At 65.6% G+C, this 555-nt stretch carries 1 pseudogene; it reads right to left on the minus strand.

Annotated elements, in window-relative coordinates:
• Positions 1-555, minus strand: a pseudogene (locus tag LCD35_RS29705) (serine hydroxymethyltransferase); the annotation flags it as partial.

Below are 555 nucleotides of genomic sequence, written 5' to 3' on the forward strand. Positions count from 1 at the left end.
CGGAACCGCGCGAAGTCCAGCTGGCGCGGATACGCCGACCAGCCCGCCACGATCAGCTTCGGCCGGTTCTCCCGCGCCAGGCGAGCCACCTCGTCCATGTCGACCCGGTGATCGTCCTCGCGCACGTGGTACGGCACCACGGTGTAGAGCTTGCCGGAGAAGTTGATGCGCATCCCGTGCGTCAAATGACCACCATGGGCCAGGTCCAAGCCCATGATCGTGTCACCCGGCGACAACAAGGCGTGCATCGCCGCGGCGTTGGCCTGCGCACCCGAATGCGGCTGCACGTTCGCGAACGACGCCCCGAACAACGCCTTCACCCGATCGATCGCCAACTGCTCGACCACGTCCACATGCTCACAACCACCGTAATAACGGCGGCCCGGATAGCCCTCGGCGTACTTGTTCGTCAACACCGAACCCTGCGCCTGCAACACCGCCTGCGGCGCGAAGTTCTCCGACGCGATCATCTCCAACGTGTTCTGCTGACGACCCAGCTCCGCCCCCACAGCAGCGGCCACCTCCGGATCCACCACCGCAAGCCGGTCGTTGAAC

The organism is Saccharopolyspora sp. 6V, from assembly GCF_020176785.1.
GTDB classification, from domain to species: domain Bacteria; phylum Actinomycetota; class Actinomycetes; order Mycobacteriales; family Pseudonocardiaceae; genus Saccharopolyspora_C; species Saccharopolyspora_C gregorii.